Genomic DNA, 12,487 nt, shown 5'->3' with positions numbered 1-12,487 from the left:
GCAGTTAATACTCGAAATGCTCACCCAGATAAACAGCGCGTACCTGTTCATTATTAACCAGCTCTTCCGGGACACCGGAAGCCAGTACACTGCCCTGATTAATAATGTATGCCCGGTCACAGATACGCAGAGTTTCACGGACATTATGGTCAGTAATCAGTGTGCCGATACCACGCTGTTTCAGGAAAGAAATCAGATTCTGAATATCGATCACTGCAATCGGATCAACGCCGGCAAATGGTTCATCAAGCAGAATGAAGCGCGGGTTCATGGCCAGAACCCGTGCAATTTCAGCACGACGGCGTTCACCGCCGGACAAAGACTGTGCAGTGTTATTGCGCAGGTGCTCAATATGCAGGTCGGCCAGCAGCAGCTCCAGCTGTTCGGCTCGTTTTTCCGGCGGATAGTTAATTTCCAGAATAGCTTTGATATTCTGGGCTACTGTCATTTTACGAAAAATCGAAGCTTCCTGAGGCAGATAACCTAAACCCAATCGTGCACGTTCATAAATCGGACGGTGAGTAATTTCCTGCTCATCTAGCATGATACTGCCACCATCAGCTGCAATCAGACCTACAATCATATAGAAGCTGGTAGTTTTGCCAGCACCATTCGGGCCAAGCAGACCGATTACCTCGCCACTGTTGACTTCCAGTGCGACATCATTAACTACCTGACGCTGTTTAAAACTTTTTTGCAGACCGCTGACATGAAGCTGACTTGGCGGTACAGTAGGCATTACATTCATGAGCTTGGTTTATTTCTTTTTCTGTTGCGGTTGGATGATAATGTGTACCCGCTCTTTAGGCGCACTTTTAACAGTATAAACTTCGGTATTGGTGTTATAAACAATCACGCCGCCGCGAGCCATATCACCACCGCGGTTTATCTGAGCATTACCGGTAATCGTAACAATGCCGCTCTGGCTTTCATAGTGTACATTATTTCCCTGGCCGGTTACCATGCCGTCTTTATCCAGTTTCTGACCAAACTTGGCAGGTTTGCCATCTGCAATAATTGTCTGATTACCGGAATTATCCTTATGTGCAGTGACACGGGCTGCATTCATATACATACTGCCCTGCCGCATTTGAACATTACCGCTAAATACGGTTGTCTGATTTTGTTTGTCCAGAGAACCCTGATCAGCCTCAATCTGAATAGGTTGCTGCCGGTCACTTGCCAGCGCCCATGCGTGCATACTGCCGGTAAGCAGACATAAGGCTGCTAAAGCTTTGCTGTTAATGAGAGTGCGGATCATAAATAATAGCCTTTACGCGTGCGGGTAAATTCAGAAAACCGCGTTGTTTGTCGTATTCGAAACCTTGTGATATACCGCGGGATATACCATACTGATAAGAAACCTGCGCATCAGTTTTGATTACCTGAGTTTGTGTATCAACATGCAATACGCTGGTTTCCAGCTGTCCTGCCGGTTCATTTCCTACCGGATTTTTATGCCAGATTACCTGTCCCAGTAAATCTACTTTGCGGCTGTCGGTATAGTACTGTCCGGTATTGGCCTTAATACGATAGAGCTCTGCGCCGTTTGTATATAATCCCATATTGGGATTATCGACATAAATAACAGTTTGCTGCGGAAACTGCCGAGCAGCTGTGGCGTGAATGGTTTCACTTAACTGACCGTGCTCATCAAACCGTTCACCGTCAATCGAATTAATCACATACTTAGGCTCTTTCGGATTCAGGGGAATTTCCACTGTCTTGATCTCAGTAATCCGGTCTAGCCAGAAGCTTATGCCGCCAAGGGCTACTGCCAGAATCAGCGGAAATGCCCAGTTACTGCGGCTGCGAATCACATTCATGCAAGATACTCCGCCATATCCTGAGCCAGAAAGCCCTGTGCATCCAGTAATAAATCACAGATTTCACGTACTGCACCGGCTCCGCCGGACGCACGGGTAATATAATCAGCATGCTGTAATACCAGAGGATGAGAACCGGGTACTGCTGCTGCCAGCCCGCAATGTTTCATAACCGGTAAGTCTACGACATCATCGCCGATGTAAGCACATTGCTGCTCATCTAAACCAAGCTGCTGCAATAATTGCTGATAACAGCTGCGTTTATCTGAAATACCTTTGAAATAATGTCCGATGCCAAGCTGCTGTACTCGGATACCGACAGAGGGTGCATCGCGTCCGGTAATAATTGCCGTTTGAATGCCGTGGCGGTGCAACATCTTCAATCCGTGGCCGTCAAGCGTATGGAACGCTTTGATTTCCTCGCCGTTATCACGGATAAAAATACGACCGTCAGTCAGTACGCCGTCTACATCCATAATAAACAGCCTGATTTTCCGGGCAGCTTCAACCACCGCACTGGCAGACATCATCGTATTCATCGGCATTCCTCAGTCATAACATTCTTGCGCATTTAAACAATCCGTGCCTGTAATAAATCATGCATATTCAGCGCACCAACCGGATGGTTATTTGCATCAATTACAGCCAGCCCATTCACCTTATTCGCCTGCATGATTTTCAGTGCTTCCGTTGCCAGCCGGTCGGCAGTGATGGTTTTAGGTGCATGTCCCATTACATCGACCATCAGCCATTCTTTTAATTCCCGGTTATCCTGAAATAAACGGCGTAAATCACCGTCTGTAAATAAACCGCACAGCTCTCCGGCAGTATTGACTACCAGCAGCATTCCCAGACCTTTTTCACTCATGGTAACAATGGCTTCACGCAAAGGCGTATCTTCCTGTACCAGAGGCATATCTTTGCCGCCATGCATAACATCAGCTACCGTTAACAACAGACGTTTACCCAGACTGCCGGCAGGATGGCTCAGCGCAAAATCTTCAGGGGTAAACTGGCGCGCACGCAGCAGTGCCACCGTCAGTGCATCACCCAATACCATTACCGCCGTCGTGCTGGATGTTGGAGCCAGCCCTAACGGACAGGCCTCCTGTGATACATGAGCGCATAAATGGATATCCGCATGTTTCGCCATGCTTGAACTGGTTTTACCGGTTATGCAGATCAGCTGCACATGCTTACGTTTGATGGCCGGTATCAGTGCCAGAATTTCTTCGCTTTCACCGGAATTGGATAATGCTATCAGCACATCGCCATCAACAATCATACCTAGATCGCCGTGTCCTGCTTCAGCCGGATGCACAAAATAAGCCGGTGTGCCGGTAGATGCCATTGAAGCGGCAATCTTACGCCCGATATGGCCGCTTTTGCCCATACCAGTGATAATCACCCGTCCGCGGCAGTCGAGAATAGTCGTTACTGCCTCAGCAAAATGCTCATCCAAACTATTGGCAACTTCACGTATCGACTGCTCTTCAATAGCAAAAACTTCTTTGCCCCAGTCTAAATATTTATCCTGTAAATTCATAACACCATCAGCAGCAATAACAAGCAAACGAAGACACAATAAATTTAACCTGATTATAACCTGATACCGGTTATTTTGTTTGCTTCGGAACTTGTCAAATTACGCCATCCTCGTTAGAGTAATCTATAACTCATGAATAACCGGTTTAATCGATTGATTAACCTTAACAAAACATATCTTGCATATATTTACCATAAGGAAATAATATGGCCGTATTAGCACAAGTCAATACACTGGGACAGCAAATCTGGCTGGATAATCTTTCCAGGAATCTGATTCAGTCGGGTGAACTGGCACACATGCTTGAGGCGGGTATCAGTGGCGTGACTTCCAATCCGGCCATTTTTCAAAAAGCCTTTGCCAGCGATACACTTTACCAGAATGATATTAACCAGCTAAAACAGCAGCCGCTGTCCCCCAAACAGCGTTATGAACAACTGGCAGTAGCCGATGTACAGGCTGCATGTGATGTCTGTCTGCCCTTGTATGAACGCAGTCAGGGTAAAGCCGGATTTGTCAGCCTTGAAGTGGCGCCAGATCTGGCCGATGATGCTCAGGCTACCGTTACTGAAGCCCAGCGACTATGGGAAGTTCTTAACCGACCCAATGTCATGATAAAAGTACCAGCCACAGACAGCGGAATACAGGCATTAACCACACTGGTTGCACAGGGCATTAATGTTAACCTGACCCTGTTGTTTTCTAAAACCCAGCTTAGCAAAGCATGGCAGGCACACGCTGCCGGCATTCGCCAGCGTCTGGCACAAAATCTGCCGGTTAACCGTATTCAGGTAGTCGCCAGCTTTTTCCTGTCCCGCATTGACAGTGCTCTGGACATTACTCTGCCGGAATCTTTGCAGGGTAAAACCGCTATTGCACTGGCCAAAACAGCTTATGCTGAATGGCAGGAATTTATCCAGAGCCGTGAATTTACCGATCTGGCTGCACAGCAGGCTGCACCACTGCGTTTGCTCTGGGCATCCACAGGGACTAAAAATCCGGCGTATTCCGATGTTTGCTATGTAGAAAATATTATTGGTGCTGACACCATTAATACCGTACCCACCAACACGCTTAATGCCTTTATCGATCATGGACATGCCGATGCCACACTGACACAGAATGTACAGCAGGCTAAAAACGTACTGATTGAAATTCAGAAGCTGGGTATTAATCTTGAATCCCTAGCAGTGCGCTTACAGCAAGAAGGCTTACAACAGTTTGTGGATGCATTCGATGCATTACTGCAACCTCTGGCTTAAACGGAATAAATAAAACACAACAACCATACGTAAATCTGAATTGTGGCTTACCGGTTAGACTTATCAGAATAATCGGTAAGCTTTTTATAATTTTAGATTAAAAAAAGCATATTGAAAATACATTTGTAATATAAAACTTAAAAAATATTAATTTAAATGATAAATCACACTTGATAATTTAAAATATAGATAAATAAATTAATTTTTAAATTTATATTTAATGATTTTCAACTTTAAAATTAATAATAACAACTATAATTTATAATCTAAACATAAGTAATAATCAGAACAATACCATATAAGCCGCGCTGAATTAATCTTAACCTTATAATCGGTATTGCAGCCAGCTTTTGGCCATAATCCATAATCTTTATCCAAGGCTCAGATGTTCATGGTTGTTGAATTCAGACTAATATACATAAAAATGCCACAAAAGCATAAAACTCTTTTGGCATAAGCATGAATTGTCACTCAGCCGGCAACCGGCCGGCAGCTCTGTTAAATTTTAATGTAAACCGACAATATTGCCTTCAGCGTCAATATCAATCTGTTGATAAGCAGGCAGAGTACCCAGCCCCGGCATAGTCATCACATTACCCGCATATACACGAATAAAGCCTGCCCCGGCCGATACCTGTAAACGGGCAATTTCAACATCAAAATCTGTCGGAACATTTTTCAGATTCGGGTCTGCACTGATAGATAATGGTGTTTTCACCATGCATAACGGTAAATGATCAAGCTTAAGCTGTTTGATTTCTTCAATATTCTGCAAAGCCTGTGCCGACAGATTAGCCTGACGCGCTCCGTATTTCTTCACCATGGTCTGAATTTTTTCCGGCAGCGGCATATTGTCAGCATAGGGCAGATTAACCGAATTTTCCTGATTGCAGGCAGCGACTACATGCTGAGCCAGAGCCTGAGTGCCCGCACCACCCTGAGTAAACGCATCACTGATTTCACATGCACAGGCACCGTGTTCCAGCGCATACTGGCGTACAAAATCCAGCTCTTCCTGATGGTCGTACGGGAAGCGATTAATAGCCACAATCACAGGCAGGCCATAGCTTTTCGCATTCTGAATGTGCCAGCCCAGATTAGCACTGCCTTCAGCCAGCAGTTCAACATTACACTGAGTAACTTCTGCCGGTAATGGCTGACCCGGCTTAATATTAAACCGGCCGCTATTCGATTTCAGACTGCGTACCGTGGCTACCAATACAACGCATGAAGGCGCCACACCTGTCTGGCGATATTTAATATTAAAGAATTTCTCCATGCCCATATCAGAGCCGAAACCAGCTTCTGTTACCACATAATCCGCCACTTGCAGACCGACCATATCCGCCAGCACCGAAGAATTACCATGGGCAATATTGGCAAACGGTCCTGCATGAATTAGTACTGGGGTCTGTTCTGCTGTCTGCATCAGATTCGGATTAATCGCATCTTTCAGTAACACTGTCATCGCACCGGCTACCTGAAGTTTTTCTGCCGTAACCGGATTGCCCTGAGTATCATAAGCCAGAATAATCCGCCCGATACGCTGGCGCATATCCTGTAAATCCGTCGCCAGCGCCAGAATCGCCATTAATTCGGACGCAGCAGAAATCTCAAACCCGTCTTCACGCTCCACACCATTAACACCACCGCCCACACCTACTTTAATCCGGCGCAATGCACGGTCGTTGTGGTCGATTACCCGTTTCCAGACAATCCGGTTTTTATCAATATTCAGCCGCGGCAGCTTGGTTTGTGCCGTAAACTCCTCGCCCAGATGTTCTTCATGGTATAAGCGTGCATCCAGTGCTGCAGAGGCGAGATCATGAGCCGCTGTAATAGCGTGAATATCACCGGTTAAATGCAGATTCAGCTTTTCCATCGGCAAAACCTGTGCTTTACCGCCGCCGGCTGCCCCGCCTTTTACCCCGAATACCGGCCCCAGACTGGGCTGGCGGATACAGGCAATCGCTTTCTTGCCGATAAAATTCAGCCCCTGACTCAGCCCGATAGTGGTTACTGTTTTACCTTCTCCCAGCGGTGTCGGGGTAATGGCCGACACCAGCACCAGCTTACCCTGTTTGCTATCCGGCTGAATCACCTTTAAATCTACTTTGGCTACTTCATGGCCGTAAGGGATAAGGTATTGTTCGGGAATGCTGCTGTTGCGGGCAATTTCGGTGATGGGGAGTAGGGTAGACATAAAAAATCCTTAGAAATTGAATAAGTCAGTTTTTGTAAACAGAGTATTATTGCTGTATTTTAAATGGAAAACAAATAGCATTTATTTTAATTTCAGATATAGCGCATTTCTGTTAAAAAGCTTAGATTTTTCTCAATGTTAAATAATATATAATATTAATATCTTAAATATAAATTAAATAAACATATAAATTATGGATAAAGACCTGTTTACTCAAGAAATGGATTCAAACATAACGAAATTTTTAATCGCTATGTCAAAAAAAGCTACTAAATATTGTGTTGCTAAGTATAAAAATCTTGAAATGAAACTAAATAAAGGGCTGCCTGAATATATAAAAGCAAATTACCAAAGATGCGCTTATGTGCGTACCCTACTGGAACGGGATGAACCTACGGAACTGGATAAAATTTACGAGCCACTGCAATTTAAAATAGATGATGATATTTTAAAAGAAGATGAAATAAAATCATCAATATCCACCGATTTACACAGAACTATTATTTCAGGCTATGCGGGAAATGGTAAAACGATTTTTCTAAAAAAAATCTATAAAGAATTAATTGATAATCAGGTCAATTTTTATCCCATTTTTTTTGAATTAAGAAGTATATCATCAGGTATTCAAACATTACTTGATTGCATATATGAATCTATCGTGACATATTCAGATAGTTTTACCCAAGAACAATTTACATATGGTTTAAAAAAAGGCTTATTTTATTTTTTAATTGATGGTTTGGACGAAGTAAGTGATTCGCAACAAAGCAATATTCAAGAGGAAATAATCAAATTAACTTTAAAATACCCGGATTGCCCCTTTGTAGTGACAAGCCGACCGAATGAATTCACAACGTGGGAAAATTTTTATGTTGCGCATCTGCTTCCTTTTAATTATCACCAATGCCAATCATTTATTAAAAAAATTGATTATGTTGAAGAAAGAAAAACAGAGTTTCTTGAGTTTTTAACGGAAGATAAATTTGCAGAACATGAAGAATTTCTTTCAAATCCTTTATTAGCATCAATGATGTTACTGACATTTGATGAATATGGCGATATTCCGGCTAAAAGGCATATTTTCTATGAAAAATGTTTTCAAGTGCTGATTAAAGAACACGATGCGTCTAAAGGACGATTTCACCGACCATTAAAAAGCAAGTTATCCCATGAAAACTTAGAAAAGGTTTTTATGTATTTTTGTGCTCTGACTTATCAGAGGCAAAAATATGGTTTTAATTTTCAACAGGTTGATAAATATATAAATTCAGCTTTAAAAATAGTGAGTTTAGATAGCATTTATAAAGAAAATGATATTCGATATGATTTTGTACATTCAGTGTCTTTACTCTTACAGGATGGTGATTATTTTGAATTTATCCATCGTTCATTTCAGGAATATTTTTTTGCTAAGCTTATTGTGAATGATAGAAAATATGAATTAGAAAACAAATTGGATAATATTGATGGTCTTTTTTCATTAGCAAAAGCAAATCTTATCGCGTTGATTGATGATATGGATCATGATTATTTTGAAACAGATTATGTATTAAAAAAATTAACAATATTGAATGAATATTTTGAAAGCATTGATGCAGAAAATGAACCGGAGAAGATTTTTGAACAATTAAATGAATCTTTAAGTATATACTCAGATAATGATAATTTTTATTTATCAATTATTTCTTATTCTTTATTATTGATACCTGATAATGATAAAGAAAGAGAATTGAATAATAAATGGCAATTGAATAAATTCATTCTGAGAAAAGTCGACAACAAATATGTAAAGTTTATATCTAATTATTCTATAAATTTTTCTAGTAATGATATATTAAAAGTAACTAGTAAATATAATTCATGTATAGCAAGAATTTTAAATAATGATAATACACTTAAAAGAATGATAATTAGACTAGACAGAAAAACATTAATTGAACTTGATTGTAATAAATATGCTCAGCTTATAAAAGAAAGTTTAAATGATTATTATTTTGATATATTATCCAGAACAAGAAAACAGCGTTTAATAATGGATAAAGAAATTTTTAAAAACTGAAATTTGTAAAATATTATTTCAGGATAAACTTTTAAGCAGAAAAAACCGAATAAAAAATAAATTTAGGAGATGAAATAATTATGTCAGAATTTGAACAACAACGTCGTCAAAAACTATTAGATGAAGATTTTTACCATTATTTTCAAAAAAGGCTCAACAAACTAATTAGTAGAGTTGATAGCGATATGAAAAGAGAAAAAGATGGTTATGCTGAGTTTATGGTAGAACTGCAATATCAACAATTTTGTTTAGATTATACCGTAGGAAAGAGTTGTAATGAATTATTTAATAAAATGGAATACATTATAAAACTTATAAAGAACTCAAATGATTATGTAGACAGATATAATATTGCCAATCCAGATAATAAAATGATGATAATTATATTAACGGAATATTTTGAAACTGAAACTCTGTCAAATTTATTAGGTTTATGTATTTTATATGAACGTATTGATTGGTTTGAAACCATAGTAAAAGCCGTCGATTATGATCAAGAAAATAGAGAAAAATCGATAGATAGTCTAATTACAATGAAAATTCCAGATTATCCTATTACTGAAGAAGAAACACCGAGTGAATTATCTTTTCGTAATCCACTTTATAAAGCCATTCATGCCGAAAAACCGAAAGACACATTAAAATTTTTAGACGAATATTTACGCTTTTGGTACGATGGATTACGTGAAACTGGATATGAATACATAGATAGTCATTTAAATCAACAAGGCGATTCTCGAGATTGTTGTTCTTTTGTTGGCTACTGGTGTTTTGAAGCTGCAGCGGTAGCATATCTAAAAAATATTGACGATAGCACTTTGCACCGCTTTATTTATTATCCTAAAGATATGATTGCATATGCGCGTAGTCAATTGATATCTTAATAGCACAAAGGGGCTGGTATGTGACTCTCCACCCGATTATATTAGCCAACTAGAAAGTCTATAGTCTGCTTTACAAGATAAACTCTATCTTAAAAATCGTATCTAAATTTTCAATTTAATAAAAACAGTGATTTAAAATCAATTAAATAAATAAAAAAAAATTATATTGTAACTAATATTTATTACAAGCCTCTAGAGCAGAACAATGAAGCCATTTTTTTGTGGCTTTATTTTTCGAATTAATATATTCCACATAATAAAAATCATGATCCTGTTTTAATAAATTAACTATATCTCCTTTAACTAAATACATTTTTGTACGATGATTTATATCTGGTTTACTCAATAAATGGGATTTTTTAACTACAATATAAGCATTTTCGTATTCAACGATTTTATTGCTCACAATACAATTTCCTTTTACTGTACCGTCTTCCCATCCATCAGCGGAAGGTCGTATTTTATGAAACCAATCATCACTGTTCATTAACTCATTTACCTCTTGATTGATTTGATGGTAACAATAAATAGTTCTAGCATCTGTCTCAGATAACCACTCTTGTATTTCGAAACTTACTTTATTTAGCATAAATAAATTTTTATTTTTATTAAATCCTATATCGTAATATATTCTAAAATGACCTCTATCAGGGAAATAAGTAATTACCCTGATGATATTATTCCCTTCGTAGCGGGTTAATATCTTCTTAAAACGATTTCCTCCATCTTCATCAAAACTTGGAATTTTGGTAATAAGATTATTATCTTGATAAAGTTCAATGAAATCTCTGTCTTTTTGAATGAAATTTCTGTCGTTTTGAGCGCCAAATCCATTATCAAATTTTGCACTGTTAATGACTTTATGATCAATATTAAAATTTAATTTTTCAGCAGATGAAGTTCCGAAAAAAATAATGCACAAGGTAATTAATATTAGTTTAAATTTCATTGTCGTTTTTCATTAATTAAAAAAAGAACTTCCAAAATCTATATTATCAATTTTTTAGCTTAAGATATTTTTCAATCTCTCTTTTGTGGCGAATTCGCAAGGTCCATTTCAAAATCATCTCTCAAGTCATTTAAATATTTAGATTGATGCAATCTCAGATAGCTCAAGATTTGATTTCTTAACCTCAAAATCGAATTTATCAGAAGCAGCAAGAGACCCTGTGATCATTGCTCGTGAACTCATCGGTATTATAATTACATAAAATTAATAATATCAAGGTTAATCTATAAAACTTATAAAGAAATCAAGAAATGTTAAAAATAATATTTAATATGATTAATTCTTTTATTGATTTAATAGTTTTTGACAACAAAATTTGTTTCAAACAATTTTAAAAATTATGTATTACTAAGTGACAAGGATAAATTACTGAATTTTAATTGATTGATAAGTTTATTGCTGGCGTTAATGCTAGCATACCAATTGAGCTTTTAATGGTTAATCTCCAGTTATAATTACCAACAATTAATTTATCCCGTCGTTAAGTAAAATCATGAACAATGCTAAAAAGCGCTCTCAGATATGGTCGTCGATTTTTTGTTTAGCTTTTGCTGGATTTATTTTCAATACTACCGAATTTGTACCGGTTGGTTTACTGCCTAATATTGCAGAAAGCTTTTCGATGGATGTCGCTCATGCAGGGTTGTTATTAACGATATATGCTTGGGCGGTATCATTACTATCTTTACCTTTAACCGTATTAACATCCAAAATGGAGCGTCGCAAACTCCTTATTTTGCTGTTTTGTTTATTTATTGGCAGTCATATATTAGCTGGCTTTGCTTGGAATTTTTATAGCTTAATGACAGCTCGTATTGGTATCGCTTGTGCACATGCTGTATTTTGGGCTATTACCACGCCTTTGGCTGTACAATTGGCACCGAATGGCAAAAAAGCCAAAGCAATGAGTTTTATTGTAGTTGGCACATCAATGGCAACGGTGCTCGGTATTCCTATTGGTACCAAAATAGGGGAATTAGTCGGTTGGCGTGTGACGTTTTTATGTATTGGCGGCATTGCCTTTGGTATTTTAGTTTTATTGATTTACTTACTTCCTAAAGTCCCCAGTATTAATACCATTTCAATCAAAAATCTGCCAAAAGTGTTAAAACGCCCGGCCTTACTCAATATTTACTTATTAACAGCTATTATTATCACAGGACATTTTACTGCCTATACTTACATCACACCATTTATGATGAAAGTGGGCGGATTCAGTCAGGAAATTGTTGTCCATCTTTTATTGGTTATTGGATTTTCGGGCATGATTGGTAGTGTTATTTTTACTCGATACGCAAGTAAATATCCAACAGCGATATTAGTTGTCCCCGTGATATTATTGATGGCGTGCTTATTATCACTCTATTTTAGCTCATTTAGTCTCTACACCGCGATGATACAAGGGGTGATATGGGGATTAGCCATTACCATTATTGGTATGGTCATGCAAAGTAAAGTGATCGATGCAGCGCCTGATGCGACTGACATTGCCACGTCTGTTTATTCAGGCATTTATAATATAGGTATTGGTGGAGGTGCCTTTGTCGGCAGCCAGGTATTAGTGAAACTGTCAACTCATTATATTGGGTTGGTTGGTGCTATTTTTGTTCTCCTTGCGTTAATACTTTTTTTCTTGTTATCCAGAAAAGCTTGGTAAAAAGCAAATAAGCGCAGGTATAACCAGCGCTTATTAATTTT

Annotated in this window: 11 protein-coding genes; 4 read left to right on the top strand and 7 right to left on the bottom strand. The window is 38.6% G+C overall.

The genetic code is table 11. The features are described 5' to 3' along the window. Positions 1-4: 4 nt before the first annotated feature. The 5 genes from lptB to GY065_RS09200 are packed head-to-tail and all read right to left on the bottom strand — an operon-like array spanning position 5 to position 3,372. Entirely contained in the window at positions 5-748 is a 744-nt protein-coding gene (gene lptB / locus GY065_RS09220; protein ID WP_174833882.1) for an LPS export ABC transporter ATP-binding protein, read from the bottom strand. 9 nt (positions 749-757) lie between these two features. Beyond that, positions 758-1,201 (bottom strand): lipopolysaccharide transport periplasmic protein LptA, encoded by a 444-nt coding sequence (lptA, locus tag GY065_RS09215; RefSeq protein WP_244621519.1) that lies wholly within the window; start codon positions 1,199-1,201, stop codon positions 758-760. A 40-nt stretch (positions 1,202-1,241) separates the two neighbouring features. Then, entirely contained in the window at positions 1,242-1,826 is a 585-nt protein-coding gene (gene lptC, locus GY065_RS09210; RefSeq protein WP_174833880.1) for an LPS export ABC transporter periplasmic protein LptC, read from the bottom strand. Continuing rightward, the gene (gene kdsC / locus GY065_RS09205; protein ID WP_174834003.1) at positions 1,823-2,356 is read right to left on the bottom strand and encodes a 3-deoxy-manno-octulosonate-8-phosphatase KdsC; all 534 of its coding nucleotides are present in this window, start codon (positions 2,354-2,356) and stop codon (positions 1,823-1,825) included. The genes lptC and kdsC overlap by 4 nt, the downstream gene beginning before the upstream one ends. Positions 2,357-2,397: 41 nt before the next feature. Then, positions 2,398-3,372 (bottom strand): SIS domain-containing protein, encoded by a 975-nt coding sequence (locus tag GY065_RS09200; protein WP_174834002.1) that lies wholly within the window; start codon positions 3,370-3,372, stop codon positions 2,398-2,400. 206 nt (positions 3,373-3,578) lie between these two features. On the opposite strand from GY065_RS09200, the gene tal reads away from it, so the two are divergent. Next, complete coding sequence (gene tal, locus GY065_RS09195; protein WP_174833879.1) at positions 3,579-4,634, top strand: transaldolase; 1,056 nt, start codon at positions 3,579-3,581, stop codon at positions 4,632-4,634. Between the two features lie 505 nt (positions 4,635-5,139). On the opposite strand, the gene GY065_RS09190 is transcribed toward tal, so the two are convergent. Further along, positions 5,140-6,837: a formate--tetrahydrofolate ligase gene (locus GY065_RS09190; RefSeq protein ID WP_084547645.1), complete on the bottom strand. Its 1,698-nt coding sequence runs from the start codon at positions 6,835-6,837 to the stop codon at positions 5,140-5,142. A 193-nt stretch (positions 6,838-7,030) separates the two neighbouring features. Here GY065_RS09190 and GY065_RS09185 point away from each other — a divergent pair, with 193 nt between their 5' ends. Next, complete coding sequence (locus GY065_RS09185; protein ID WP_174833878.1) at positions 7,031-8,896, top strand: NACHT domain-containing NTPase; 1,866 nt, start codon at positions 7,031-7,033, stop codon at positions 8,894-8,896. An 80-nt stretch (positions 8,897-8,976) separates the two neighbouring features. Continuing rightward, on the top strand, positions 8,977-9,780 hold the full coding sequence (locus tag GY065_RS09180) for a PoNe immunity protein domain-containing protein (protein WP_174833877.1): 804 nt from the start codon (positions 8,977-8,979) through the stop codon (positions 9,778-9,780). 172 nt (positions 9,781-9,952) lie between these two features. Here GY065_RS09180 and GY065_RS09175 read toward each other — a convergent pair whose 3' ends face one another. Then, positions 9,953-10,729 (bottom strand): hypothetical protein, encoded by a 777-nt coding sequence (locus GY065_RS09175; RefSeq protein ID WP_174833876.1) that lies wholly within the window; start codon positions 10,727-10,729, stop codon positions 9,953-9,955. Between the two features lie 553 nt (positions 10,730-11,282). Between GY065_RS09175 and GY065_RS09170 the strand changes: the two genes are divergently transcribed. Beyond that, positions 11,283-12,446 (top strand): sugar transporter, encoded by a 1,164-nt coding sequence (locus GY065_RS09170; protein ID WP_174833875.1) that lies wholly within the window; start codon positions 11,283-11,285, stop codon positions 12,444-12,446. Positions 12,447-12,487: the final 41 nt, after the last annotated feature.

Source organism: Snodgrassella sp. ESL0323 (genome assembly GCF_013346865.1).
GTDB classification, from domain to species: domain Bacteria; phylum Pseudomonadota; class Gammaproteobacteria; order Burkholderiales; family Neisseriaceae; genus Snodgrassella; species Snodgrassella alvi.
The sequence above is the reverse complement of the archived record's forward strand: the minus strand, read 5'-3'. Positions and strand labels throughout refer to the sequence as shown.

Bases quoted from the DNA above. Each gene is read 5' to 3' on its own strand.
- lptB (WP_174833882.1), bottom strand. From the start codon at position 748: ATGAATGTAATGCCTACTGTACCGCCAAGTCAGCTTCATGTCAGCGGT.
- lptA (WP_244621519.1), bottom strand. From the start codon at position 1,201: ATGCACGCATGGGCGCTGGCAAGTGACCGGCAGCAACCTATTCAGATT.
- lptC (WP_174833880.1), bottom strand. From the start codon at position 1,826: ATGAATGTGATTCGCAGCCGCAGTAACTGGGCATTTCCGCTGATTCTG.
- kdsC (WP_174834003.1), bottom strand. From the start codon at position 2,356: ATGATGTCTGCCAGTGCGGTGGTTGAAGCTGCCCGGAAAATCAGGCTG.
- GY065_RS09200 (WP_174834002.1), bottom strand. From the start codon at position 3,372: ATGAATTTACAGGATAAATATTTAGACTGGGGCAAAGAAGTTTTTGCT.
- tal (WP_174833879.1), top strand. From the start codon at position 3,579: ATGGCCGTATTAGCACAAGTCAATACACTGGGACAGCAAATCTGGCTG.
- GY065_RS09190 (WP_084547645.1), bottom strand. From the start codon at position 6,837: ATGTCTACCCTACTCCCCATCACCGAAATTGCCCGCAACAGCAGCATT.
- GY065_RS09185 (WP_174833878.1), top strand. From the start codon at position 7,031: ATGGATAAAGACCTGTTTACTCAAGAAATGGATTCAAACATAACGAAA.
- GY065_RS09180 (WP_174833877.1), top strand. From the start codon at position 8,977: ATGTCAGAATTTGAACAACAACGTCGTCAAAAACTATTAGATGAAGAT.
- GY065_RS09175 (WP_174833876.1), bottom strand. From the start codon at position 10,729: ATGAAATTTAAACTAATATTAATTACCTTGTGCATTATTTTTTTCGGA.
- GY065_RS09170 (WP_174833875.1), top strand. From the start codon at position 11,283: ATGAACAATGCTAAAAAGCGCTCTCAGATATGGTCGTCGATTTTTTGT.